This window comes from Paenibacillus sp. PK1-4R (assembly GCF_030369595.1).
Classification (GTDB): domain Bacteria; phylum Bacillota; class Bacilli; order Paenibacillales; family Paenibacillaceae; genus Paenibacillus.
Genome location: NZ_CP126535.1, coordinates 5,090,429 through 5,116,758, shown reverse-complemented (window position 1 = coordinate 5,116,758; position 26,330 = coordinate 5,090,429). Strand labels below are relative to the sequence as shown.

The 26,330-nt window shown below is 45.5% G+C and carries 23 protein-coding genes; 15 read left to right on the top strand and 8 right to left on the bottom strand.

The genetic code is table 11. From position 1 onward, the window contains the following. Positions 1 to 143: 143 nt before the first annotated feature. Complete coding sequence (locus tag QNO02_RS22185; RefSeq protein WP_289390000.1) at positions 144 to 587, top strand: Hsp20/alpha crystallin family protein; 444 nt, start codon at positions 144 to 146, stop codon at positions 585 to 587. 139 nt (positions 588 to 726) lie between these two features. Here the strand turns inward: QNO02_RS22185 and QNO02_RS22180 are convergent, their stop codons facing one another. Together QNO02_RS22180 and QNO02_RS22175 are read right to left on the bottom strand one after the other, a co-directional pair. Beyond that, positions 727 to 1,284, bottom strand: a complete 558-nt coding sequence (locus tag QNO02_RS22180) for a DUF1697 domain-containing protein (RefSeq protein ID WP_289389999.1) — start codon at positions 1,282 to 1,284, stop codon at positions 727 to 729. Between the two features lie 34 nt (positions 1,285 to 1,318). Beyond that, entirely contained in the window at positions 1,319 to 1,969 is a 651-nt protein-coding gene (locus QNO02_RS22175; protein WP_289389998.1) for a hypothetical protein, read from the bottom strand. A gap of 332 nt (positions 1,970 to 2,301) precedes the next feature. Here QNO02_RS22175 and QNO02_RS22170 point away from each other — a divergent pair, with 332 nt between their 5' ends. Next, a complete protein-coding gene (locus QNO02_RS22170) occupies positions 2,302 to 3,936 on the top strand; it encodes a DUF1593 domain-containing protein (RefSeq protein WP_289389997.1) in 1,635 nt (544 codons plus the stop codon). Positions 3,937 to 4,021: 85 nt separating this feature from the next. Here QNO02_RS22170 and QNO02_RS22165 read toward each other — a convergent pair whose 3' ends face one another. Both QNO02_RS22165 and QNO02_RS22160 read right to left on the bottom strand, forming a co-directional pair. Beyond that, on the bottom strand, positions 4,022 to 4,585 hold the full coding sequence (locus QNO02_RS22165) for a TetR/AcrR family transcriptional regulator (RefSeq protein ID WP_047843882.1): 564 nt from the start codon (positions 4,583 to 4,585) through the stop codon (positions 4,022 to 4,024). Next, complete coding sequence (locus QNO02_RS22160; protein WP_133385719.1) at positions 4,578 to 5,792, bottom strand: MFS transporter; 1,215 nt, start codon at positions 5,790 to 5,792, stop codon at positions 4,578 to 4,580. Before QNO02_RS22160 ends, QNO02_RS22165 begins: the two co-directional genes overlap by 8 nt. A 219-nt stretch (positions 5,793 to 6,011) precedes the next feature. Between QNO02_RS22160 and QNO02_RS22155 the strand changes: the two genes are divergently transcribed. Beyond that, entirely contained in the window at positions 6,012 to 6,818 is an 807-nt protein-coding gene (locus QNO02_RS22155; protein ID WP_289389996.1) for an alpha/beta fold hydrolase, read from the top strand. Positions 6,819 to 6,843: 25 nt separating this feature from the next. Beyond that, positions 6,844 to 7,827: a sensor domain-containing diguanylate cyclase gene (locus QNO02_RS22150; protein WP_289389995.1), complete on the top strand. Its 984-nt coding sequence runs from the start codon at positions 6,844 to 6,846 to the stop codon at positions 7,825 to 7,827. Between the two features lie 134 nt (positions 7,828 to 7,961). On the opposite strand, the gene QNO02_RS22145 is transcribed toward QNO02_RS22150, so the two are convergent. After that, positions 7,962 to 9,449 (bottom strand): right-handed parallel beta-helix repeat-containing protein, encoded by a 1,488-nt coding sequence (locus QNO02_RS22145; RefSeq protein WP_289389994.1) that lies wholly within the window; start codon positions 9,447 to 9,449, stop codon positions 7,962 to 7,964. A 102-nt stretch (positions 9,450 to 9,551) separates the two neighbouring features. Between QNO02_RS22145 and QNO02_RS22140 the strand changes: the two genes are divergently transcribed. Next, the gene (locus tag QNO02_RS22140) at positions 9,552 to 10,208 is read left to right on the top strand and encodes a DUF2625 domain-containing protein (protein WP_289389993.1); all 657 of its coding nucleotides are present in this window, start codon (positions 9,552 to 9,554) and stop codon (positions 10,206 to 10,208) included. 149 nt (positions 10,209 to 10,357) lie between these two features. Here QNO02_RS22140 and QNO02_RS22135 read toward each other — a convergent pair whose 3' ends face one another. After that, a complete protein-coding gene (locus QNO02_RS22135) occupies positions 10,358 to 11,698 on the bottom strand; it encodes an MFS transporter (protein WP_289389992.1) in 1,341 nt (446 codons plus the stop codon). A gap of 249 nt (positions 11,699 to 11,947) precedes the next feature. On the opposite strand from QNO02_RS22135, the gene QNO02_RS22130 reads away from it, so the two are divergent. Beyond that, entirely contained in the window at positions 11,948 to 12,331 is a 384-nt protein-coding gene (locus QNO02_RS22130) for a VOC family protein (protein WP_289389991.1), read from the top strand. 63 nt (positions 12,332 to 12,394) lie between these two features. On the opposite strand, the gene QNO02_RS22125 is transcribed toward QNO02_RS22130, so the two are convergent. Then, the gene (locus QNO02_RS22125) at positions 12,395 to 15,046 is read right to left on the bottom strand and encodes a cation-translocating P-type ATPase (RefSeq protein WP_289389990.1); all 2,652 of its coding nucleotides are present in this window, start codon (positions 15,044 to 15,046) and stop codon (positions 12,395 to 12,397) included. A 308-nt stretch (positions 15,047 to 15,354) separates the two neighbouring features. On the opposite strand from QNO02_RS22125, the gene hcp reads away from it, so the two are divergent. The 8 genes from hcp to QNO02_RS22085 all read left to right on the top strand — a co-directional run bounded on the left by hcp (position 15,355) and on the right by QNO02_RS22085 (position 24,842). Then, positions 15,355 to 16,647 (top strand): hydroxylamine reductase, encoded by a 1,293-nt coding sequence (gene hcp / locus QNO02_RS22120; RefSeq protein ID WP_289389989.1) that lies wholly within the window; start codon positions 15,355 to 15,357, stop codon positions 16,645 to 16,647. Positions 16,648 to 16,946: 299 nt separating this feature from the next. Beyond that, positions 16,947 to 18,356, top strand: coding sequence for a PTS transporter subunit EIIC (locus QNO02_RS22115; RefSeq protein ID WP_289389988.1), 1,410 nt, complete (start codon positions 16,947 to 16,949; stop codon positions 18,354 to 18,356). A 226-nt stretch (positions 18,357 to 18,582) separates the two neighbouring features. Beyond that, a complete protein-coding gene (locus QNO02_RS22110) occupies positions 18,583 to 20,208 on the top strand; it encodes a helix-turn-helix domain-containing protein (protein ID WP_091028139.1) in 1,626 nt (541 codons plus the stop codon). 102 nt (positions 20,209 to 20,310) lie between these two features. Then, positions 20,311 to 21,327: an ABC transporter substrate-binding protein gene (locus tag QNO02_RS22105; RefSeq protein ID WP_289389987.1), complete on the top strand. Its 1,017-nt coding sequence runs from the start codon at positions 20,311 to 20,313 to the stop codon at positions 21,325 to 21,327. Next, positions 21,328 to 22,353 carry an NAD(P)/FAD-dependent oxidoreductase gene (locus QNO02_RS22100; protein WP_289389986.1) on the top strand — a complete coding sequence of 342 codons (1,026 nt, stop codon included), beginning with the start codon at positions 21,328 to 21,330 and terminating at the stop codon, positions 22,351 to 22,353. It abuts the gene before it with no gap. Between the two features lie 252 nt (positions 22,354 to 22,605). Beyond that, a complete protein-coding gene (locus tag QNO02_RS22095) occupies positions 22,606 to 23,403 on the top strand; it encodes a collagen-like domain-containing protein (RefSeq protein WP_353959073.1) in 798 nt (265 codons plus the stop codon). 279 nt (positions 23,404 to 23,682) lie between these two features. After that, positions 23,683 to 23,889 (top strand): hypothetical protein, encoded by a 207-nt coding sequence (locus tag QNO02_RS22090; RefSeq protein ID WP_143023550.1) that lies wholly within the window; start codon positions 23,683 to 23,685, stop codon positions 23,887 to 23,889. 182 nt (positions 23,890 to 24,071) lie between these two features. Beyond that, a complete protein-coding gene (locus tag QNO02_RS22085; protein ID WP_091028148.1) occupies positions 24,072 to 24,842 on the top strand; it encodes an SDR family NAD(P)-dependent oxidoreductase in 771 nt (256 codons plus the stop codon). A gap of 106 nt (positions 24,843 to 24,948) precedes the next feature. On the opposite strand, the gene QNO02_RS22080 is transcribed toward QNO02_RS22085, so the two are convergent. Then, positions 24,949 to 25,581 (bottom strand): TetR/AcrR family transcriptional regulator, encoded by a 633-nt coding sequence (locus QNO02_RS22080; RefSeq protein WP_289389985.1) that lies wholly within the window; start codon positions 25,579 to 25,581, stop codon positions 24,949 to 24,951. 164 nt (positions 25,582 to 25,745) lie between these two features. On the opposite strand from QNO02_RS22080, the gene QNO02_RS22075 reads away from it, so the two are divergent. Continuing rightward, on the top strand, positions 25,746 to 26,288 hold the full coding sequence (locus QNO02_RS22075; protein ID WP_289389984.1) for a CueP family metal-binding protein: 543 nt from the start codon (positions 25,746 to 25,748) through the stop codon (positions 26,286 to 26,288). Positions 26,289 to 26,330 lie beyond the last annotated feature (42 nt).

The following is a 26,330-nucleotide window of genomic DNA, read 5'->3' as shown; positions in this document are numbered from 1 at the left end:
ATCTATTTTAAAATAGTGAACCATGATGAAAGAAAATCGGTTTTTTTCGTCTTTTACGGACTTTGAGCCTTATTTGCAAGGGTATTATAATAATCAATGTAAGCAACACCAATAAACCAACCACACAAAAGGAGCTGATTTTCATGTTTGATCTGATTCCGTTTCGTAAACGAAATGAAGACCCGTTCGGACACATGTTGAAATCCTTCAATGACATGGTTGAGAACTCATTCCTCTCCCCTTTTGGAACTGGCTCCCAGCCATTTCGCACTGACATTCGTGAGGAAGAAGACAAATACTGGGTAGAAGCCGAGCTTCCGGGCATTGCCAAAGAGAATATAGACATTCAGGTTGAAGGTAAAGAATTGATTATTCACGCCAAACGCCATGACATGGTTGAACAGAAGGATGACTCCAATCGGATCATTCGGCAAGAGCGTCGTTCAGGTGAATTTATCCGGCGTTTCTATGTGGATCATATTGATGAGGAGAACATTAAGGCCAGATTGGAAGATGGTGTGCTGAAGCTTGAAATTCCGAAACGTCCTGGGGATGATCAATCTCGCAGACGAATTCAGATAAACTAATATACAGAGAAAAGATTTGTTCCCTAAGCTGGCAAAAAGCATGCAGGAGACATCCATAAGGATGTTTTCTGCATGCTTTATTTTTCATATGAATTGGACGAGATGAGACATAACTGAATATCCATTTTGTTGGTCCAATTTATTTGTCTGCTGCTGCCTGCATTAATGCATAGATCTTACGTGTGGTATTCACATTTCTAACCGTCATATAAGCATAGACTTTGGAACCCACAAGCTTGTTCATGCCACTTTTGGACGCATCTTCTCTACTGACTGAGTATAAAATCGCTCCGGGAATATAGATCAGTGTGCCGATTTCCGGTTTGATGGGCAGTTGGTCCAGCACGGAGGGCTCATTGATCTCATCCCAGAGGAACATCACATCACTTTTGGCTGTGTCATCATTTACCCATTCTTCTGGCAGCGCCTGAATAACGCTATGGATTTCATCCATATTCCGCACCATTACCCTGATCTGTAAGCCAAAATCGGCGGCGATGGCCTGCTCTAACACATGGGATATCTCCACATTTGCATTGGCACGTTCCTGATGATCGGCAAAAATAATATTGCCAGAGTTGATGTAGGTAACAACATCCAGCATGCCTGCTTGTTCAAACGTTTCTTTCAGCTGCTTCATATTGATTTTATTGTTCCCGCCTACATTAATGCCTCGTAGCAAAGCCACATAGATCATATGGGCGCCCCTCCAATTCCTTCAATTTACCGTTTTAACATAATGACAGATATTCGAAAAGATGTGCAGAATACTCATCTCCCAACAGTTCTTGCAATAAAGGTTCCACATGCTCCAGATACTCGGGCTTGGTTTCATAGGTTTCTTCATCTTTTACTTCTCCGGCATAGGTGCGCGCCGCCTCAATCAGGATGGCTAGTGCACTGAAAAAGTCTGACAGCGAATCAGCAACACGGTTTGGTTCTCCACCTGTAAAAGCGGCATATACGGGAGAGTTTGGTGCTTCCACATCTACAATTAACGGATCATCGTTAAAGTTTGCGATGACGACGTGATTTTTTGGCCAAGTGGAGGACTCCTCATAAGGTTCATTCATGCCAACCCAGCGGAACCCCAGTTGCTGACGAAGCAGATGTTCAGGTGCGACAAAGGAAATAAGTGCGGCATCACCGATTTCGACGGCGGCATTTTTCATTTTGAGTGTACCTTCCGCATCCGCATCCATCATTTCATAATGACTGTACAGATACTGAAGTTCTGGAGAAAGAGGTATTCGTGTATCCACTTCCGGCTGGTGATGTTGTTCGCGTGGACGCAGATCATGATTTTTGAAAAGTCCATAAGCTTCATTATATAAATCCTGCTGTTCCACAAAACGGCTCAAGGCCGCATCCAGTTGTTGCATGATGTCTGAGTCCTCCTAATAACATTGATATAATAACAGACCGATTCGTTTGATTCTTGGCTATAAGCATTATACTATATCAAAGATAAATTCAAAAAAACATTTGAATACGTTTACATTCATGAGAGGACATGATATACTTTCACTCAAATAAGGATTGTTACTGCTTCGGGCAGGCAAAACCTGAACATCACTATGTGTGGACTTTGTTCCATTCATAATGTTGTTCGGGTTTTTTTGCATTCTACGGTCCATATTAAGGATAGAAAAACAGAGGACGTACTTATTCCAACCCAACTAACATCATGCTGTACAGAAGAAAGGGGAGCATTATGAACAAGAGAAAATGGTTAAACGGTTTTGCCGCAGGTTGTCTCAGTATCATCCTGGTGATTAGTGGATGCGCATCCAAAGCGCCACAAACCGCGAGTGACACACCAAATCAGGCGACAGAACAGACAGAGAATGAAACCCAGGAACCTGCAAACAACCAAGCTGCCAAAGGCAGAACAGTGATTACAACCGACGGTGAAGTGGATGATATGAACTCGGTTATTCGTTTCCTCTTGTATTCGAATGAGATGGACCTTGCCGGAATTGTACTGACCAGTTCCGTGTATCATTATGCCGGAGACGAGGAAGCGGGAATCCAACCGTTCCGCTGGACAGGCACACAGTGGGTCTACGACATGATCGATGCCTATGGTGAGATTTATCCGAACTTGTCCAAACATGCTGATGGGTACCCGGAGCCGGAACAGCTTCGAGCGATGACCAAGATCGGTAATATTTCCGATAAAGGGGAGATGGAGAAGGAAACCGAAGGTTCCGAATTCCTCGAAACTCTTTTCCTCGACGATGATTCCCGGGATCTGATTGTTCAGACATGGGGTGGCACCAATACCACAGCCAGAGCGCTGAAATCGATTGAGGAACAGTACAAGGACACAGCTGAGTGGGATACGATTCGCAAAAAAGTCAGCGACAAACTGGTCCTCTACATCATCCTCGATCAGGATGACAGCTACAACGAATACATTGCGAAGAATTGGCCGGATATCCGCATTCTCAACGACCAATCAAACTTCTGGCATTTTGCCTATGCATGGAAGATGCATGCCGAAGAAGTGAACAGTAAACTTCATGGAGACTGGATGGTCAAGAATATCCTGAACGGACATGGCAAGCTGATGGATATGTATGCATCGATGGGTGATGGCAAAATGATCGAGGGCGAACTGGCCGAAGAACAACGGGGAAGTGCTGAATATCTGAAGAACAATCCGCAATATGACAAGTACGATTTTATATCTGAGGGTGACTCTCCATCCTTCTTTTATCTGATCGATAATGGGTTGCGTAGTATGGAAGACCCTTCCTACGGCGGTTGGGGTGGACGCTTTGGCGTTGTGAACGACAAGCTGTTTAGAAACAATGTGCTTGATTACGATCCATACACCAAACGATATGAAGCCGAATACTCTCTGATGAGATGGTTTGACGATATTCAGGATGATTTTGCAGCACGTGCAGACTGGGCAGTTGCAGACACTTACGAAGGTGCCAACCATAATCCGTCTTTAACGATTAAGGAAGGGCTGGATCTGAGTGTTAGTCCCGGGGAGGAAGTTACTCTTCACGCGGAAGGCACAGACCCGGATGGAGATCAACTGACGTATACGTGGTGGAGATATTTCGAAGCGGACACTTATGAGGATTCCAAAGTAACAATGAACAAAGTTCAGCCTGAAATGGCGGGTGATCTGCAGCTTGGATTGCATCGTGAACTTGCAAAGGATGAGCAGGTGGATACGATAAAATTGCAGGGCAGTGACACCGAAGCGGTGACATTTACCGTTCCTGACGATGCCAAATCGGGAGATACCATTCATATTGTTGCCGAAGTACAGGATGATGGAGAGCATCAGTTGAAGCATTATCAACGTGTGATCCTAACCGTGAAATAGAGAAATAGAGGGGCTGTCCCAAAAGTCATCAACATGGCTGGTGGGACGCCCCTCTTATTTGTGTAGTCTGATCGTAATTGATCCTTTAACGCTGGATGCCTGACCAGAAGACATTCCAGGTGATCGCCAAAGCTTGTTCATAGGATTGCCGTGTCTCATACACGAGCTGTACATCCAATCCATCCATCACGGTGACAAAAGCTACGGTGGCTTCTTCCGGACTCAGGCGTATATCGGAATGTCTGGTAAATACGGCTGCCAGCTCTTCCTTCAGTGTCCCGAGGTACGTTCGATACTGGGCCAGCACAAAATCATGCACCTCCAGCGGTGTGATAAAGGACAGGATATACATAAAAGCAACGTTTGGATGAGTCAGAAAGCGATTTTTGTGTTCATGCAAAAAGGCATATAACTGCTGATCCAGAGTTTGGGTAACAGACTCGCTGAAAAATTGGCGTACAAACTGTTGTTCCTCCTGCACAACTTCCTCATATAACTCCAGCAATAACGCTTTTTTGGATGAATAGTGATAAGCCAGGGATTGCTTGCGAATGCCTGCCTCTTCGGCAATCTGCGCCATCTTGGTCCCCTCGTAACCCAGACGATTAAAATGTTGAATGGCAATTTCCTTGATTCGTTTTTTACTCAATGTCTACCTCCAGTTGGCGAGCTGTAAACCTCTGCTGTTTTTGGGAGTATACCAAATATAACAAGATATATACCACAAAAATGCCTACAGAGATAGCATACACCACCGTATAGGAAAATGCAGAAGCCACTACGCCCAGAATCAACGAGCCACCGCCAATCCCGAGGTCAAAAAAATTAAAGAAGGAAGCCATCGCATTTTCATGCTCATGTTCTTCTACAAGATTCACACACCAGGTCTGAATGGCCGGGAATATGGCACCAAAGCCAAAGCCGTATAACGCGCCGGCGATCAGGAATTGCACATCACTCTGGGCGATAATCAGAACCAGTAGCCCCGCGATTGCAAACACGGCAGAAGGTAACAACACGGAACCTGGTCCCCATCGATCAAACATTTTCCCCGAGAACAGTCGAACGGCGAAGCTGGCGATGGCGACGATGAAGAAAAACCAGGCTATATTCTCGAACCCTCTTTCGGCGGCGAATAAAGCCACAAAGGACATGATTGAACCTGCTGCAATACCAACGAGCATAATGAGAAGGGAAGGGAAGAGTACCTTCTTTTCAATCAGTTTCACCGAAGGGACATGAGTTTGCATAGACTCGCTACTACCTCCTGTTTTCGGCTTTCTGGATACAAACACTGTCATCAGGAGAGCTAACAGCAAAATGCACATACCTCCCATAAACAGGCTCTGGTAGTCGTACCTAAACAACAGGCTTGTTCCAATCAATGGACCGATGGATATGGCGACCGTTTCCCCTACGCCGAAATATCCCATGCCTTCTCCCCGGCGATCTCTTGGTATGTTTTCAGTGGCAATCGTTGCAAAATATGTTGTTGCCAAACCAAATCCGAATCCGTGGATTACTCGGAATACAAGAATCATCCAAATACCTGACGAAAGGTAGTATGCGCCTGTCATTAATGCACAGATAGTGATACCGATAATCAATAGATATTTTTTATCTATTCGAGCTGCCAAAACAGAAGTGAAGGGTCGAATCAAGATGGCAGAAAACATAAATACGCCGGTAACAAGCCCAATTTGGGAGGCTTCGCCACCAAGGCTTGAGACAAATAAAGGCAAGGTGGGAAGCAACATTTCAAATGCCATAAACAATAATGCGTTGGCTAACATGATAAATAGGAATGATCTTCCCCAGAGTTGCTGAGGTATAGAGCTATGTGTTGAAGTACTCATGGTTTTCCTCCGTAATGTTGATCTTTGTCGCGCGACATGTTGAACTGATTTTACCTGACGATGGTCAGATTGTAAAGCGTGTTTTCAGAGCAGGGGTTCATGACTTTTTGGTGGATGAGAGAAGTTATTAAACATTTTTAATCCATATCCCAACATTTTCCGGTATAATAATCAGATAAAATGATTCAAGTGAATACTACCTCGGAGAGGTGATATGCAATGACGGTTGATATACTTGTAAGAAATAATGTTAAGGTACTTGGCTCGGGTAGCCAAACGATTGTATTTGCTCATGGTTTTGGATGCGATCAAGATATGTGGCGTTACATTGTTCCTGGTTTTATGGAGAACTACCGTGTGGTGTTGTTTGATTATGTTGGATCTGGTGAATCTCAAATTAACTATTATGATGCTGTCAAATATAGCAATCTTCAAGGATACGCTCAGGATGTGCTGGAAATTATGGAAGCGCTTGAGCTAAAGGACACCATATTTGTCGGGCATTCCGTCAGCAGTATGATTGGTATGCTGGCATCGATTCAGCACCCCAAATATTTCAAACAAATCATTATGTTGGGACCATCCCCACGTTACGTGAATGATCTGCCGAATTATTATGGGGGTTTTGATCGGAATGATATCGATGAATTGCTTGAGATGATGCAGATGAATTTTATTGGGTGGGCGAGTTATCTGGCACCCATTGTGATGAACAATCCGGAACGGAAAGAGTTGACGGAAGAGTTGGAGAAAAGCTTCTGCTCCAGAGATCCGCATATTGCGAGACAATTTGCCGAAGTGACGTTTTTATCGGACTGTCGTATTGATCTGGAGCAGGCAACTGTACCAACATTAATTCTTCAGTGCTCGGATGACAGCATTGCCCCGGTAGAAGTAGGAGATTATTTACACGCTCATCTGAAGAATAGCAGGTTGCAACAGATGACGGCCAAGGGACATTATCCGCATCTAAGTCAACCTGAAGAAACCATCCGAATGATTAAGGATTATTTAACGAGCGCATAAAACGCGGAAGAAAGGCAGTTATTCCATGGATATACAATTAGATCTGGCTCCCTGTGGATACTTCTCTATCTCTGATTCGGGCGTCGTACAGTCGGTTAATCAAACTTTGCTTACGATGCTTGGATATGAACGCGATGAGCTCATAGGGCAACATATTGAATCCACCATGTCGGTGAGCAACAAGGTGTTTTTCCATACGTATTTCTATCCCTACATCCAGTTATATGGACATGTGGACGAGATGTACTTCACGTTCCGTACCCGTGATCAGCAGGCTGTTCCTGTTCTGCTTAACGGTGTTCGTCAGACCCGTAACGGGGAAAGCGTTGTCGATTGTGTCGTTGTAGTCATGCGTAAGCGAATCGAACATGAGAAGGATATTTTGCATACCAAAACGAAACTACAGGAGCTATATCAAGCGACGCAAGAAGCGAACAAAGAGCTTGAACGACTGCATGAGGAATATAAAATTAAAGAGCAAGCGTTAATCAAAGTGAATGATCAGTTGGAGACAATGGCCTCCACCGACTTGTTGACAGGATTGAAGAACCGCAGGTTTTTCCAGGAAAAAATGCTTGAAAGCTTGATGATGTTCCAGGAGAAACAACGTTATTTCTCCCTTCTTGTTGTGGACATTGATCATTTCAAAAGCATTAATGATACGTATGGACATCCGATCGGAGATCTGGTGCTCGGTAATCTGGCAGGGCTGCTGCAATCGGTATCGCGAAGTACGGATGTGGTTGCACGTTACGGCGGGGAGGAATTTGTGATCATTCTTCCAGATTGTGAAGAGGAGCAGGCGATCGGTATCGCAGAACGATATCGTTCACAGGTTGCTTCAGCCGACTGGGGTGAATATAACATTACTGTGAGTATCGGTGCGGCCACTGTAGTAGAGGAAGATACGGAAAAGACCTTGTTCCAAAGAGCGGACAACGCCCTGTATGTCTCCAAAACCGGAGGACGAAACCGGGTGACACATGCAGCTCAGATGGTAAGAAGTTAAGGATTGGTTTGCATCAAAAAAAAGCGAAAAGGAGCCTGTGCACTGTGAGGGAGATGATCCCACATAGCACAGGCTCCTTTTATTTGTATGGAAATAGGCAGGGCTAATTCCGCTTGAGTAACATCAGATTAACTTTATCGCGGAGCAAGGTAACCATACGCCTTAGCCGGAGAGTTGGCCTGAGGACGAAAATCTTCGCTCAGTTCATCCATAAATGCCGGGTTCACATATATGGAGTGTGCATCATTGCCAGATCCCTTGATGTAGGCGGCGATGCCGGAGTAGGCTTTATTTTTCCAAACCCACAGGGCATCTCCCTGCTCACCTGGTGAGTAATAGACATTATGGTCAAACACATTGCCGGTATTGCTAGTGTATTCGTTGTATATCAGTACTTCCGAGCTGCTCGATACGAGAATGTTATGCATGAACGTATTGTTCTTTGTCCGTGACTGCATGAATAACTGTCCATTGCCAGCATTCAGGGTATCATTCCCCACAAGTGTATTGTACATAATCTTGCTATCCTCGGTAGCTCCTCGTTCCTCGTCATAACCTCCCATGGCAATACCCGTCAGTCTGTTGGAATAAATCAGGTTATCCCGCAAGGTAATGTTGCTGGTTGAACGTCCGGCATGCTCTGAGGCAATCTCAATTCCGATATCGCTCCGATATACCCGGTTCTGGTCGATGATATGATCTTTCCCGCCATCTACATAGATGCCACCGGCCGAGTTGGTATCATTGGGCAGGTCTGTTCCATAGGAGGGATTGTTATTGGACGTAATATCGTATACTTCGTTGCCTCGTACAATGCCGTTCCGAGCCTGATCGTACGTGTCGTCCTCGGACGTACCTTCGTACCCGATCAGATCAATACCAATGTTGTCGGTATCATGGATGACATTATTCTGTATGGCAAAGGTATCAACATTGCCGTTGACTGCAAGTGACTCGCTTGAACCAAGTGTGAGATCATACAATTCATTATCCTTGATGATGATATTGCGTAATGCTTGAGGGTGCTCTGTGCCATAAATGGCAATACCGTGGGCATCCCTGCCCCGCAAATCGGTACCTTCAGGAGGTGCATAACTAGCAATCGCGTGTATGGTGTTGCCTAACAGCTGAATATGCTCACCTGCTCCGTGGACATAGATCCCGGTTGGAACTTGGCCCCCAAGTTTGGTTGTAAAATTACGAATTTCGAGATTCTGAATCGTGATATAACTGGCATTTTCAATTTCAATCAACCCTTCAATACCCCGGACAGATAAACCTTTACCATCAATGATAACCTGCTCCTGAGGATAACTTGAAAATAGGGTTGGATTAGCGGAAGAATTACCGCTCCTGGTGATTTTGACTTTCTGATGATAGACACCTTCACGCAAATAGATCGTGCTTCCTGGCGAAGCGTGGTCGGCTGCGTGCTGCAACGTTTTCCACGGAGATTGAATGGTTCCTTTATTCGAGTCGTTTCCTTGGGGGGATATGTAATGGATGACCTGAGGATCAGACTTTTGAACAGAAACGGGTTCCTTCATGGCAGATGTATGATTCTGACAACCGGATACAAGCACCATCAGAATCGGAATCATAAGTATAACTACGCGAATCAAATCGTTTCCCCCTTGAATTTAGCTTTGAAGATAGATTATAGCAGATTTGAACGGGTTAATAACCCATGATATGCTCTTATAAAATCAGCGAGGAGACTGCTCATGAATACATTAACGATAGCTGAATTAGTAGATCGGGAGAATCACGCATGGGAAGAACTCAAGGAACTCCTGGATAGTGGGCAAAATACATATGTGTATGTTCCAGCAAAACAAGAGACTGGAGAGGATACCCTCTATCGTCTGCAAATAAGCACCAAATCCTATTTGGGGGCTGTTGCTTATGAGACAGAAGGTATTGTACTGGACCATGGCTGGATCACGCTGCTTGGTGCGGGTGGTGACAGTACATCGGGGAGTCTCACCAGTTGGAATGGTGTGAGTGAGCAACCTTGGGTAGATGTACTGGAAGGTATGATGGTCGTTGCATATGATGCGGCAGGTGGTTTCTTCGGACTGGATACAGGCAAGTATGGCCGCACGGGACACATTTATTATTTTGCACCGGATACACTCGAATGGGAATCGACAGAACTGGCATATTCAGGTTTCATCAACTGGCTGGCGAATGGTGATCTGGAGCAGTTCTATCAGACCTTTCGCTGGAAAGGCTGGCAGGAAGATATGTCTCAACTACAGACAGGGCAAGTATTCGCGTATTATCCACCACTTTGGACGCAGGAAGGTGACGGCGAGAGCAGCAGTAAAGCCCCAATTAGCATAATGGAGGCCTGGAAGTTCGCACTGGACGGAAAATAGTTGGCATGCTGCTGTAGGAGGAAATAAGAAAAGTAACCTGTAAGTTCAAGTTCATTGAGTGATCCACTTTGAAAAAACGGCATTTCTGTTCCAAACTAAAAAAAAGGCTCGCGCTTGGTGCGGGCCTTTTTGGTTCTGAACTTTAAACATCAATTGTCCAATGTAACAGGTTTAATGCTTGAGCGTGAAGCTCTGCTATGCCAGACGGTCAACCCGAGTGAAACAACGCAGACGAGCAACAGACAAGCATACACCACATGATAAGCTTCCTCGACCGAGACTCCCGGAATGCTGTGTAGCAGCAGCCCACACACGGCTACAGACACCGAACCACCGAAGAACTGAATCAGTTGTAACATGCCCATACCGGAACCTATTTGCGCTTTGGGCAGCACTCGTGACGCTTCATTATTCAGTGAAGCCATGGAGGCTGACAGTGCCGGTGAGAAAAAGAGATAACCACTGGTAATGATCAGTGCGGATTGATCCAGTCCGAGCATGAATAGGGCAAGTACCGCTGCGAGCAGGATGTGTCCGATGATCATAAATCGCATATTACCATAACGGTCGATCCAACGTCCGACGAAGCGGGTGCAGAATGCTGCAACAATGGCTCCAGGAGCAATCAGCAAACCAATGGCGAGCGAAGAGCGCCCATATAAATCAGCAAGCACAAGCGGCATCAAAAACAGATTGCCCAGATTCACGACCAGCACGCAGAATCCGATAAGGATTAAGCGGGTATACCCTGGTGTTTGGAACACTTGTGGATTCACAAAAGGAAGACTCGCTTTCCGAATATACAGGAGGTGTGCAACAAGTGAAATAACGCCCACGGCAAACCATAACCAGGATTGCTGGGTGATCGCGACGAGAAGTGTAGTGGCATTAATGACGGTTAGAATGGCGCCAATAACATCAAACGGCTGATCTGTTTTGACGGATTCACGTGGGAGAAAATAGAGTAATACAGGCAGGGCGAGCAGGACAAGCACGGTTATGGCAAAAAGTCCGTTCCAGCCCCAGTACTCGCTAATGAGTCCGCCTACAATGGGGCCAAGTCCAAAAGCCATGGCGCTACCTGATGAGATCAGTGCGATGGCAGCTCCGCGTCGTTCCACCGGAATGTAACGACTCGCAATGACGAGGCCCAGACCGGCCATCACCCCTGCACCCGCAGATTGCAGAATACGTGTCAGCAACAGGATCGCGAAGTTATGCGCGAACAATCCGAGCAATGAAGATAACCCCAGGATTAGGAGTCCAACCGTTAACAGTTTGCGTACCGGAATACGGTCTGACAATCGACTGTAAATCACCGTCGACAGGGCGTAACCAATCGAATAGCTTGAGATAACCCAAGACCCCAGGTCCGAGGTAATCTGCAGATCATGAATAATGACTGGCAAAGAAACATTGAACATGGTGGTATTCATCACAACGATGAACAAACAGCACGTCCAGAGTGGCATGACAATTTTATCTTTCACGGTACCATTCCTGTCTTATCTATGAATGTGAATTCGGATTGAGCTTTGATGAAAATGTGATGAAAAGCAATATATCATTTTACACTTCATTTTAATATATGGCAATAATGTCATACTGTATATTGCGCAGTATAAGTGAGATTTAAGAGACGTGGAGTCGGAATTTATAGACTAGTTCCCTGAAATTGGGTAATATGATGGTTGGATTACATAATCATGTTTTGAAGAGATTTTGAAGGAGACTACAGTATGACTCACTTATTATTAATGTCCCACAGCGTATTTCCGACTCTGGATATGAAGCGAACGGCGCAGTTTTATGAAGAAAAGATGGGCTTCCGGGTGGTCGAATATCTTGATGCAGCGGAACCCCATATCTGCCTGTATCGTGATCTTACCGAGATTATTTTAACCCAAAGCAATGGACAGAAGGTCATTCCCAACAGAGAATTATATGGGTATGGATATGATGCCTATTTTATTACCAAGAACCAGGAAGAGCTTCAGCAGGAATTGATCAACGCCGATGTGAAAATCGTACGTGTCCTTAATCACACAGACTATAATAACAAGGAGTTTGTGATCGAGGATATTGATGGACGATGGATCGCTTTTGGCATTAAACAGGGATAATTAGATACAGAAACAGGCGCTCCGATAATGGGCGCCTGTTTGTGCATACGATATCTGCAGAACTTATGCTGCAGTGACTTGCTTGCCGCGATTGCGAATCCACTTGATGACATCCATCAGTATGACGGCAGCAAGAGCAAGTCCGCCTGCAATCAGGAACTCATTCCAGCCGAATGTATCAGGGATAGCGAAGACGCCGCGAACACCTGGAATCAGTGTGATTGCATAGAGACAGAGACATACCAGAATGGAACCGAGCACGAATTTATTGGTCATAAAGCCCACCTGGAAGATGGTTTGTGTGTTGGAACGTGCTGCAAATGTTTGCAGACTACGTGCCAGAATCAAGGTTGTGAATGCCATAGCCACACTGATTTCCTCCGAGATGCCAAGTCCGATATATTGGGACACAATAACAGCCGCACCAATCAGGACACCACGCGTAATTACAGCTTGCAGGGTTCCACCTGCGAAGATACCCTCGTTAATATCACGCGGTTTACGCCGCATGACATCCGGCTCGGGTTTCTCTGTACCCAAAGCAATGGCAGGCAAGGAGTCGTTCACCAGATTGATGAACAGCAGTTGAAGGGCCGTAAACGGATTAACCCAACCGACCACTAGGGCAAACAAAATGGCGATAATCGCGCCGAGGTTACCGGCGAACAGGTAGGCGATGGCTTTTTTGATGTTATCAAACACCATCCGCCCAACACTAACTGCATTCACGATGGAGACAAAGTTATCATCCGTCAGAATCATGGCAGCCGCATCCTTGGCGACATCTGTTCCGCTACCCATCGCTACACCGATGTCGGCTTGTTTCAGCGCAGGCGCGTCGTTAACCCCATCTCCGGTCATGGCTGCAACTTTGCCTTTACGCTGCCATGCACGCACAATCCGGATTTTATTCTCAGGTGATACTCTGGCGTATACCGAGATGTGTTCAAGTTGTTGATCCAGTTCTTCATCGGACATTTTGTCCAGTTCGGCTCCGGTAATGGCGAGGTCATCCGGTTCGGCAAGGCCGATATCAACACCGATGGCCTGAGCCGTCGTTTTGTGATCTCCAGTGATCATGATGGTGCGAATGCCCGCTTTTTTGGACTCTTCAATAGAGCCGTATACCGCTTCACGCGGTGGGTCAATCATCGCTGTCAGGCCAACCAGTGTCAGATCATGCTCGTCATCAATGGTGACCTGGTTTTTGTCATCGAATTTTTTGTACGCATAGGCCAGCACACGGAAGGCGCGTTTGGAGAATGCCTCATTTTTCTCTTCAAACTGTGTGCGAATCTCGGGTGTGAGGGGCTGAACCTCACCGTTGATAAATACATGACTACAGCGACTGAACAGCACATCCGGTCCACCTTTGGTCAGCAAAGCCGTCTGTCCCTCGAAGGTATGCACCGTACTCATGAGCTTTCGATCCGAGTCAAAAGGAAGCTCAGCTTCACGCGGGAACTGGTCACGGATTTCATTGTAATCCTTGTTCACCCGGTTGCTGAAGGCAATGAGGGCCACTTCGGTTGGATCACCCAGTTCCTTGCCTTCCTGGTTAATATTCGAATCATTGCAGAGCACCGCAATATGTAACAAACGTCGTTCCTCTTCCGACCACTGATCGGGATCATCGGGGAATTCGTCTTTGGTGCCATGGGGAATGTAATAATCGACGACAGTCATCTTATTCTGGGTTAGTGTTCCTGTTTTATCTGTACAGATGATACTGGCAGAACCGAGCGCCTCCACGGCAGGCAGTCTGCGAATGATCGCATGTTGTTTGGCCATCTTATTTGTTCCAAGTGACAATACGATAGTCACAATGGAGGATAGCGCCTCAGGAATGGCAGCAACCGCAACAGCTACGGCAAACATCAGTGCATTTACGATGGATGGCCCGATATTCTCCGTACCTTCGGTCAACCATACACGACCGGCTTCAATGCCAAAGATGAGAATCGACAAGCCGAGGATGAAAAAGCCCAGTTTTTTGCTGAAAGATTCCAACTTGCGCTGTAATGGCGTGTTTTTGGCTTCGGCATTTTCAATCAGTTCGGCAATTTTACCGATTTCGGTTTTGAGAGCCGTACCTGTAATGACAAGCATGCCCCGTCCATATACGACGAGTGAGCCACTGAAGGCCATATTGCGACGATCTCCAATAGGAGCTTCATCCGGGATGGTATCGGCGTGTTTCTCCGCAGCTTCCGATTCTCCGGTCAGCATGCCTTCGTTGATTTTCAAACTTCCTGATTCCAGGATACGCCCGTCTGCCGGGACATAATCACCTGCATCCAGCATAACAATATCACCGGGAACGAGTTCCCTCGCAGGAATGGTCTTTTTCTGCCCGTCACGAATGACCTTGGCTTCAGGAGCAGACATTTGTTTCAGCGCGTCGAGCGAGCTCTCGGCTTTTTTGGTCTGAACTACGCTGATTACCGCATTGAGCAAAATAACCAGGAATATGATCAACGATTCAATCAGGTGTCCAAGTACAACCTGTACAGCGGCTGCAATCAGCAGCACGATGACCATCGGATCTTTGAAATTTTCGAGGAACAGTTTCCAGACTGGTGTTGCATCTTTACCTTTTAACTCGTTATATCCTTCCGTTTCAAGTCTCTTGGCAGCTTCGGATGTTGTGAGTCCCTTGGAGGAACTCTGTACATCCTGAAGGGTTTCCTCCGCACTGTGTCTGTAATGTTGCAATTGACCAGCTCCTTGAATATTAGATTTCTCTGTGTATTACCCTTACGGGCAAAATCTAGAATCGTTTCATTTCCGTATTTTTTAAGATTATGGATTTATACGTTTTTAGCTGTACACAGTATTTTTCATAATGATCCGAGATATGCCTTTTTTTGAATGTTATTATTTCCAGTTTGGATGATCGTCTGGAGAACCATATATAGATGTTGGATCAGAAACTGTGTGCACCATCACACTAGCTCATATCAGGGTCTGTTACGCTATTACATAACGAACTGCGTTTAATCTAAGTTTGGAGGGGAAACCATATGTTTTGTTATCAGTGCGAACAGACGCCAAGTGGCGGGTGTACCGTGGTTGGGGTATGCGGCAAAAACGAAACAATCGCAAGTTTGCAGGATACGATGATTTTTGCGTTAAAAGGCATCGCTGCTTATGCGACACATGCACGCCAGTTGGGATATTCTGATCCTGAGGTGGATCGGATTACACATGAGGCATTATATATGACATTAACGAACTCGAATTTTAATGTACAGGAACATCTGGAGATGGCGATGAAGGTAGGTAATGCAGCAATCCGCATTATGGATGTGTTGGATCGTGCGCACACGGACCGCTTTGGTGTACCGCAACCGATTACGGTTAGCCAGAACCAGATTGAAGGACAGTGCATTGTGGTGACGGGACATAATCTGTATGCATTGGAGGAGTTGCTGCGTCAAACTGAAGGGAAAGGAATCAACATCTATACCCACTCGGAAATGTTGCCTGCGCACGGTTATCCTGCGCTGAAGAAATACGCCCATCTCAAGGGTAATATCGGCAAAGCCTGGTACGATCAGCGCAGACTGTTCCAACAATTTCCGGGTGCTATTCTTGCAACAACCAACTGTGTCATGCCGATCAAAGGCACATATGCAGACCGCTTTTTCTCATACGAAGTGGCGGGTCTGGAGGGTGTTGCCAAAATTACAGAGGATGACTTCTCACCTCTAATTGAACGCGCATTGTCCCTGCCTGCGGCTAATGTACAGTCCGAGCAAGTCTTAACGACAGGATACCATCATGAGACCGTGATTGGACTTGCGCCCGAGATTATTCAGGCGGTAAAAGACGGTCATATCCGCCGATTCTTCGTTATTGCAGGTTGTGATGCGCCAGGCAAAGGTGGCAACTACTATCGTGAACTCGCGACATCCTTGCCAAATGATACTGTAATTCTGACGACATCCTGTGGTAAGTTCCGCTTCAACGATGTGGATTATGGTACGGTTGGAGACACGGGTATACCGCGTTATATCGACCTGGGTCAATGCAACAATTCCGGTTCCACGGTGAAAATTGCAATGGCTTTGGCGGATGCTTTTGGCTGTACCGTGAACGAGTTGCCTGTCAGCATTGTGCTGTCCTGGTTTGAGCAAAAAGCAGTTGCGATCCTGCTCGGCCTGTTCAGCCTCGGCATTCAGGACATTCGCATTGGACCAAAACCGCCTGAGTTCATATCGGAAGGTGTCTTGGATGTACTCGTGGATATGTTTGGCCTGAAGTTAATTACAACGGCAGAAGAAGATATGAACGCGATGTTGGCACTGTCATAGGATGAAGGATGTATATTTACGTGCATTCGCCATCTGATGGCTGAGAATGTCGTTTGTGAGTATGAAGAGTATGACCATAAGTAAAGATGGATAAGAGCCTACATAAGAGTAGGCTTTTTTTGCTTTTTCGACCTTCATAGGTCCATATACCTTGTATAAATGAACATGCAATGTCAGGGAAATTAGTTTTTTTATCCTATTGAAGTTTTTTCATGGAAATGTGTATATAGATAGAGGCATATTAGATCATAACACATCACAAAACACGGGTTTACCGTAATATGAGGAGATTGTACATAATGCATGACACACAGATTGAAGATTGGTTGAAACTCGCAGGTGGCAAGGAGAACATCAAGCTCGTAGAACATGAAAAGGGCACAACAACGCTGGTAATAAAGGACAGTACTCAATTGAACATGTCTATTCTTGCTTCCTCAGATGTTGTGGCAGATATTCGGATAACGGGTGAGCAGTGCCATCTGGCAATAAGAGATGAATCTTCACTTATCTACAATACGTTACTGGGTATGGACGCTTGGGAATCGACAAGGACAGCGTTGCAGGAAGCGGGACACACGAAGAAGAACAGATTCTCGATCTTACATTTTGTATCCGATGTGTTCAGGCCCTTGATGCCTGCAATTCTCGGAGCCGCTGTTATTAAAATTATAGTCGCCATTATTGCGTTAATGGATACGTACAGTTCTGCGGACTCTTCAGCATTGATGGACAGCCAGACCTTTACGATCTTCAGGATCATTGGAGACGGTGTATTTTATGTACTGCCTATATTGGTAGCAATCAGCACAGCGTATCGGTTGAAGAGCAACATCTATGTTGCTGCATCGATTGGCGGACTCATGTTTTATCCGGAGATGACGATGCTGATGTCAGGGGAAAAAGAGGTGCATTTCCTGGGTTTGCCACTGGTGTCCCAGCCTGCTTTTTACTCTACGCCCATCTGGGTCATTCTAACGATCTGTGTAGCCGCCTTCTTGGAAAGAGTTGTTGAACGATGTAGTCCAAAATTTTCCAAAGGGATGGTTGCTCCATTCCTGACGTTACTGATTCTTGTTCCGCTAGTATTGATGATTCTTGGTCCAGTCGGCACCTGGATTGATGAACATCTGCCGGAGGCATTGGATACACTAGTAACTAATGCTCCAGTGGTGTCGGTGATGTTACTGGGAGCGGTCTTCTCACTGATGTTAATTACGGGATTACACTACTGGATAATTGCCATCATCATTAATGAAATGGTTATGAATGGTGGTTCTATGGTGATTGCTGCCATGTTAGTGGCGATTGTAGGACAAGCAGGGGCTGCGCTTGCAAACGCTTTGCATTCGAAAGAGCCAGCATCCAGAAGACTTGCTTTCTGGGCAACGGGAACAGCCCTCCTTGGAGTTGTAGAGCCTGCATTGTATGCGGTCAACATGAGAAAAAGATCCTCTTTCTACGCTGCATTGCTGGGTGGAGCTGCGGGTGGACTGTATTTAGGACTGTTATCTGTCAAGGCATTTTCTATGGTGGGGAATCCGAGCTTGGTCAGCCTCCCTCTCTTCATCGAAGAGGGTAGCCTGAATCTGTTACACACATGCATTGGTGTGGTTATTGCTTTCGGTGTCTCAGGTGGACTGACGTATTGGATGGCAAGAAAAGGACAGAAACGGGGACAGGGGTCACCGAAGGCCAGCATTGAGTAATACGTAAAACGTACTTTTGAAAAAGTAGTGTTAAAGTTGTAAGAAAGAGCCTATACCTGATGGTACGGGCTCTTTTGAGTTTTATCTGAATAATACAAGTATGAAATGCTCAGTAGCTGTCCACCATTTTATTCAAGCCATAGCTTGTTGGTTATGGAGTTGTCATGTATTTTGATATAGTGAAACCTATAAATCTGGATTACTAATCCCTTTGAAAGGATAACCTATGTCTGACAACATGGAATGGATTGCGCAATGGAAGTCAACGAATGCACTAAGCAACGCATGGATAACAAAAGGCGAGCTGCATCACTTTCCCAGTCACACCTTGATATTTATCATTGATGGAAAAGCGATCTGGAATATAAATGGACACCGAGTTCACGTCTCCTATGGAGAATTAATTGCGCTTGAAGAGAACTCTGTAATGGAGGTCATTGAAGGTGGCAACCTGGATCTGGCAGGCTGGCATGTTCAGTTCGATACATATTCGGTGCTGCATGATCGACGGGAAGCTGAGAAGTTTGAATGGCGGTTACCGTCAGGAGAGGCGTATCAGAAAGTGCAACTGTCCGGTGGAGGTCTGGCAAGTATCATTCAGCATTGGAGTGAAGTACATACACAGGATCAGAGTGCAGAAAGGGTTGGCCATCAGCATTTGTTATATGAGTTGTTAAGTAATCTATATCGGAAACAGCCGGATAACGAGTTGAAGCCAGAACACGGTATACTTCGCTCCATTGACTACATGCAGCAGCATTATGATCAGGTCATTACACGTACACAGTTAGCTCAGATTGCCGGAATCAGTCCATGGCATTACTCCCGCAAATTTAGCGAGCGATATGGTAAGCCACCTCTGGATTATCTGGCACACTACCGGATCTACCGTGCGCAGGAAGAATTGATATTAACAGCTGCAACCTCACAGGATATTGCCAAAAAGACTGGATTTGAAGATGCTCATTATTTTAGCCGACGCTTCAAACAACTGACTGGCGTATCACCTAAGATATATAGGCAGACGATGACGCAGCGCAAGATCGTATCACTTTCTCCAATCTGTGCAGAAATTATGATTCATCTGGGTGTCATCCCCCATGCCGTAGTGGTCACCCCGATCTTGTTGTCCCCACATCATCATGAACAATTTACAGCGTATGGAGTAGAGATGCTGGAGGTAACACAGTATGAGGTGGAGATAGAACTTGTTCGACAAATTCAACCGGAGATGTTGATAGGAAACGTATTGACGGAAGAGGTCAAAAGGGAGCTGCGCACAATTGCACCGATTCTAACTGGACTTCATCAAGATGTAGAACCAATGCTCGATCAATTGGCAGTCTGGTTTCTTAAAGAAGAAGAAGCTTATAGACTGCATCAGCAGATGAAACACGAAGTCAGCGTAGCTAAGCAACAGTTGCAACCCATCATCCAATCCGCGGCCACAGTCATGTTGCTGAGGGTAGAAGCGTTTGGTTATCGATATCTGGGTGGGCATTCACACGGGGTATCACACTTGTTATATGAACAGCTTGGATTAACACTGCCGCAAGCACTGGATTCAGGTACAGCCTGGTTTAATCCTTGTTCGCTTGAATTACTGACACAAGCCAATCCCGATTATGTGTTTGTGGAGAAGCGGATCATGCAGCACTTCAGCGCTGAAGAGAATATGAGGAAACTATGGGAGAGTCCGCAATGGAACGAGCTGAAGGCTGTGAAAAATAATCGGGTATTTTACGTAGATACTCACCTGTGGGTAGACGGTCACGGAATTACGGGTCACACTCTGATTCTAAATCAGATCGTTCGCCATCTTACGGAACCTTTTCATGAGAGAGCACAATAATCCAACCGAATACGCACGATATGCTATGGAAGCAACACTTCTTATTTGATACTATTTGATAATAATTATCATTATCAATGTACATAAGGGGCGAAGTATATCATGTTACGAAGATTTAAAGGGTTAGCCATCATGCTGTTGGTGATCAGTATGATGCTGGCGGCATGTTCCGGTGGAACTACTGAAGAGAACGCTACAGCTGGAACAGCAGGTACTCCAACTGAAGGAGCAACGAATACAACAGAAGAAACAGCGACTGAAAGTGGGACTAAGGTGGTGAAGGATCAGTTTGGAGAAGTAACGATTCCAACTCATCCTCAAAATCTGGTTGTGTTTGATTCGATCTATGCCGAGTATCTGATTGAAATGGGTGTTACACCTCAAATCGTTTTGTTAACTCCAGAAGTTGAAGCGGAATACCGCCCTGATTATTTGAAAGAACATGGAGTCCAGATCATTGAAGTTGAGCAATATCAATATAATTATGAGCAGTTGCTTGCGTTGTCACCGGATATGATCCTTGCAGCTGGCGAAGGTATGGAACAGGGCGTATATGATGAATTGTCCAAAATTGCTCCTACGGTGGCACTGGATGCCAACAGTGAAATGAAACGTGCTATGCCAAAGCTGGCTGCCATATTTGACAAGACCGAAGAATCTGCCAAAGTATTGGCTGAATTTGATGAGAAAGCCTCACAAGCGAAAGAGAAAATTGCGGCAGCCCTGGGAGACAAGACCGTATTGGTTCTCCGGGTAGAGCACAATCGTTACCGTTTCATGGGTCCCAAAGGAGGAAGCAGCAGTGTTTTCTTCTATGATATCCTGGGTCTGAATAGCCCTGAAGCGATCAAAGACTCTACAGATTGGTTTAGCCAGTTCTCACTGGAGTTTTTGCCTGAGATGAATCCGGATTATATTTTTCTGGAAGATAGAACCCTCGTAGGTTATGACACGAAGAAATCCATGGAAGATCTGAAAGCAAGCCAGGTGTGGTCGAATCTGGAGGCTGTGAAGAATGATCATGTCTTCCCGTTGAAGACAAGCCAATTCGTATCCGGTGTGGGTCCGATTGGATCTGTAAAATTGATGGACTATGTTGTTGAAAAGTTGGTGCCTTAAATGACAACGGAGACACAATTAGACATCTACGATATTACGATCATTGGTGGTGGGCCTGCTGGCATGTATGCCTCATTTTATAGTGGTATGAGAGCCATGCGTACCAAGATCATCGAAGCCAAGCAGGAACTGGGTGGATTCATGCGTACGTACCCGGAGAAGCTGATCTGGGATGTGGGCGGGATTGATCCGATTCGCTGTGAGAAGCTGATTGAATCGCTGGAGAGACAGGCGAGAACGTTCGATCCAACGATTGTATTTGGGCAGGAAATAGCCGAGCTTGAACGACGTGAGGATGGTGTATTTGTACTCATTTCCAAAACAGGCGAACGTCATTACACACGTACCATCCTGTTATGTGCGGGCAGAGGCATGACCCAGGTGCAAAAGCTGGATGTCGAGGGTGCCAATCGGTATGAGCTGACAAATCTGCACTATACCGTAACTGATCTATCTCGATTTGCCGGGAAGCGTGTTCTGATCTCAGGCGGCGGCGATTCCGCAGTCGACTGGGCGAATGAAATAGGCAAGATCGCAAGTGAAGTTACAGTAGCACACAGACGTCATGAATTTACCGGACATGAGTCGCCTGTTGCTCAGATGAAAGCTCAAGCCAACGTCATGACGCCATATACTATCTCTCGCTTATACGGTAAAGGTGATAAAATCGATCGTGTCGAGTTGGCCCATTTAGAAACCGATGAGATCACACATGTCGAAGTGGATGAAGTTGTTGTAAGCCATGGGTATGATCGTGATTTTGGTAACCTCGTGCAATGGGGGCTAGCGCGTGAAGACTACGGCGTATCTGTTGATCAGCGCATGCGTACCAACATTCCAGGCATATTCGGAGCAGGTGACTTTATCACTTATGGAAGCAAAGTCAGGCTGATCGCAGGTGCTTTTAACGATGCGGTGCTCGCCGTCAACAGCGCCAAGACGTATCTGGAACCTGCTGCTTCCGATATGGCGGGTGTATCTTCTCACAATGCCCGGTTCTATGAGAAAAACAAAGCACTATTGTAAAATAAGAAGAACCTGTGCGAAAGGGATAAGCATAGCAAAAGCCAGTCAAACATCGAGAATATCTCGTGTTCGACTGGCTTTTTTAACTGCATTTTATATTGAAAATGGGTCTATACATTCATGTTATAGACTGGATTCATAGACCAATTTTCTAATTATGGGCACTAAAATTTTCTAATTTATAGTTAATAGTCTATGCCCCTTGTGATGGATACACATAGTATGGGGAGAAATATCACGGAGGTGAGTTCATTGTTAAATCGTCATGGAAAACGCATTTGTAGACGTAAATTTAAACAAAGCATGCATTGTCGTGTTAAGGTTAAGGTGGTAAAGGTTAGACCTAAGGTTGTTGTTAATGCACCGCAAGGCGCTCAAGGAACTTCTGGACCAATAGGACCGATAGGTCCAAAAGGGGCAACTGGCGCTCAAGGGATACCGGGACCACAAGGACCGATAGGTCTCAGAGGAGCGACCGGTGCTCAAGGGATACCGGGACCACAAGGACTGCAAGGGATTCCGGGTATACAAGGGCCAGTCGGGCCAGCAGGCGCGCTCGGAGCAGTGGGTCCGGTAGGTCCGGTAGGTCCCGTAGGTCCAGTAGGAGCAGTAGGAGCAACAGGTCCGGCCGGTCCAGTTGGGGCCGGAATATCCGATTTCCTAAGTGTTTTCCGAGCAGACCCTGGCACAGGCACAGACACAGTACCTGGCAACTCACCAATAACTTTAACCGGGGTTTTGGCTAATGTTGGAGGTGCATTCACTTTTGTGCCGCCGTCCTCCACGATAACAATCAATGAAACAGGAAGTTACTTGATCTCTTTTAGCATTCATAATCAGGGCAATGCGGATTTCAACCTCACGGTAAATGGAACGCCCATAACACCTGTGCCTTTCACAGGTAATGGAGGAGGACCTATATCTGCTGAAGTTATTGTTACGGTTACAACGGTTCCGACGACGATCCAGCTGGTAAATGCGAATGCAACTCCTGCACAGTTGCATAACAATCTAAATACCACTGTGACCATTCTAAAACTGACTCCTTAATTCCGATTCTCAATATAGTCTATGTCAGCATAAAAATAAAAGTTTATGTGTTTTATCCAGTCAATAAGTCTATTTATTCAAAAAGATAGTCTGATTTATCGGGGGCTTGAGAGTGGCGGGACGATGACATTAAAGGGCATCGCCGCTACTCTCTCCGTTTTCGAAGCTAAGCTCCCCAAGTCTGGGTAAAAGAATCACGGTGCTAGTAGCTACCGAAGGTATGGGGGCACTAAGATTACGACCGTCTTTATGTTCAAGCTGGACAAGATACTTAAGCAAGTGGATAGTTACTTTTTAGCTCTGCATAAGGACGGATACGATTTTTTCATCCAAATTGATGAGGATGGCTATTCGGATGGAATGTTTGAAGAGTATGTCTTTGGTTATGGGGCACTGTACTTGCTTGCCAATTCAGTGAATGTAGATGGACAGATCCCATCGCCGGATTTTGGCAGTACTCGTAGATTGAAAATAAAACCAACATAAGTTGTCCATGTTGTTGATTAACATCTGGGGAATAAACAGATCCATACTTAGCTATCGGTTATCCCACAAAAGCCTGTCCATTTGCTGATTGAAAGAGCTTTCATTTCATCCGTATACTAAAGGTGTTAGCAGGTTGGGTGTCATAATGAGGCATTCATCGTAATAGGAAAGGATGATATGAAATGGGCAGATTAACTGGAAAAGTTGCAATTATAACCGGTGCCGCAAGTGGAATGGGATTGGCAGGTATTCAATTATTTGCAAGAGAAGGAGCCAAGGTAGTGGCTACCGATGTGGCAATCGAAGCTTTGGAGGAACAGGTTAAACAGATCGTAGCTGGTGGCGGGGAAGCCATTGCGTTGAAGCTGGATGTATCCAGTCCAGAGTCCTGGAACGCTGTTGTGGAAGAAACCGTATCGAAATTCGGAAAAATAGATATTCTGGTCAACAATGCCGGAATTCATATGGCCAAAGGCATTTTGGAAGCTGAGCTAGAGGATTGGGACAAGGTTATGTCCATTAATGGTACAGGTGTATGGCTCGGCATGAAGGCAGTCATTCCTTATATGCAGAAGAATGGACAAGGTTCCATCGTTAATACCTCTTCCATAGCAGCAATCATTGGTGGAATAGCAGATGCCCAGGGCGCAGCTTATAGTGCTTCCAAGGGATCTGTACGTTCATTGACCAAACACGGGGCACAGTGGTTTGCCAAAGACAATATTCGTGTGAACTCCGTACATCCGGGTGCTGTGTTTACGGGGATGGTGGAGAAAGCAGGCATCAAATCCCAGGTGGAGATGGGGGAGAATTACAAAAATCTTGCTCCACTGCCTCCACATGCTGGTGAATCTATGGATATTGCTTACGCCTACCTGTTTTTGGCATCTGATGAATCCAAATTCATTACAGGTGTTGAGTTGCCTGTAGATGGTGGCTGGATCAGCAACTAATTAAAATAAATGTTTCGACATGATAAAGAGGTACTGTATCTCAAGCTTCAGGGGAGACAGTACCTCTTTTTAAGAGCAGATCCCACTACAGAGTCATGGCATAACTTTATCTTGATGGACTCGTTGCAGAATGGAGATTAGACCGATAAATCTCTTGGGAACGGTTCATGCGTGTGAATTCCAACAGTTGTTCAGCCATATAGGAGGCGCTGTATTTGAAGTTGCTTTTCACCCAACCCGTAACTAAACCAAGAACGGCATTAGCCTGATAACAGGCGAGAAGTTCCTTATCCAACCGTGGATCAGGTGACAGATCGGTCACATCCTCCAGATACAAGTTCTTAAGTGTTATATAGAGTGTATCCCTGAAATCCAGTAGCACGTTAGAATTAACCAGCAATGTATAGAAGGAGGCATGAGCCAGCACATGGTCGAAAATTTGAATTGCTGAGGCGTTAAGGTCCTTAATATCGAAATCTCGGAAATGCTGATAGGGTGCTCGATAGGCTAATTTTAAATCGTCAATCACGTCATTTAACAATTCATCAAACAGGTCTTCTTTGTATACATAATGCTTGTAAAATGTGCTGCGGTTCAAATCGGCGGATTTGACAATATCGGTGATGGTTATACTGGCCAATGGCTTACGGGACATCCATTCCAGAAGGGCTGACTTCAGAGCATGTTTGGATTTGTGTACTCTTCGATCGGTGTCAGATACAGATGGAGACTTAAACATATACACAACCTCCCTTACTTATCAATGATACAGTGCACAGGCAGCAGATTACGCTTACTACAATACAAAAATGTGAATATATGGTGACTTTGGTGTCGTAAACTGTCCGTATCACTGTGTTCTACCTTATAATAAACCAAAACGGACGAGGAGATGGACTCCAGATGAAAAAACAAATAGGGATCATTGCAGGTATTGCAGCTGTGATTGTAATCGGAACCTATCTGTTTGCAAGTAATACGGGCAAGGAAGAGGCGGGTACAGCCAATGCGCCCAACATCCGAAAATTGGTGGAAGATATCAGCACAGGAAAAGAGACACCCGAATCTGCCTCCATCAATGCCAAACAGTTAATCGTAACCGATCAAGATAAAAAGACCACTACATACGATTTGCCTGAAAATGAATTTTTCCTTTCCATTGCACCCTATGTGGATCAGACCCATCCCTGTGCAATTCATAGCTTGACCGGTTGTCAGGGGGAAATGAGCAATAAGGAATTCAGTGTTACCATTCACGATTCTCAAGGCAACACTTTTATGAAAGATGAAGTGATGAAGTCTGGTGCAAACGGATTTATGGATTTTTGGGTGCCTAGAGACAGAACCTATCTGATTCGTATTGTTCGAGATGGAAAGGTTGCGGAAACGCAATTGTCTACATACGAAAATGATAATACATGCATCACTACGATGCAGTTGAGTTAATGCAAACAGCAAACAGTAGAAGGGAAGGATGGCTTTTGAGCT